Here is a 561-nt window from a genome sequence, read left to right as displayed (position 1 = left end):
CAGGCGGCCCTCGGACAGGACGATGATCACCTTGCCGTCGGGGAAGGTCCAGGTGTGGACCTGCGGCTTGACCTCGTCCTTGACGATGCCGGGGATCCTGGCAAGGCCGGCCATGTCGATCTCGTTGTCGAAGTGGCCGATGTTGCCGACGATCGCCTGGTGCTTCATCCTGGCCATATCCGAGGCCATGATGATGTCCTTGTTGCCGGTCGTGGTGATGAAGATGTCGGCCGTCTCGACGACGTCGTCGAGGGTGGCGACCTGGTAGCCGTCCATCGCGGCCTGCAGCGCGCAGATCGGGTCGATCTCGGTGACGATCACCCGGGCGCCCTGGCCGCGCAGCGACTCCGCGCAGCCCTTGCCCACATCTCCGTAGCCGAAGACGACCGCGGTCTTGCCGCCGATCAGCACGTCGGTGGCACGGTTGATGCCGTCGATCAGGGAGTGGCGGCAGCCGTACTTGTTGTCGAACTTCGACTTGGTGACGGCGTCGTTGACGTTGATCGCCGGGAACAGCAGGACACCGTCGCGCTGCATCTCGTACAGGCGGTGCACACCGGT

Annotated in this window: 1 protein-coding gene; it reads right to left on the bottom strand. The window is 64.9% G+C overall.

Annotation, left to right across the window (positions count from 1 at the left end):
* A partial coding sequence (locus ADK65_RS36565) for an adenosylhomocysteinase (RefSeq protein ID WP_199825768.1) occupies window positions 1–561 on the bottom strand: 561 nt, incomplete at both ends.

Source organism: Streptomyces sp. NRRL B-1140 (assembly GCF_001280065.1).
Classification (GTDB): Bacteria; Actinomycetota; Actinomycetes; order Streptomycetales; family Streptomycetaceae; genus Streptomyces.
Note: the sequence above shows the minus strand (reverse complement) of the source record. Positions and strands in the feature narration are given on the sequence as shown.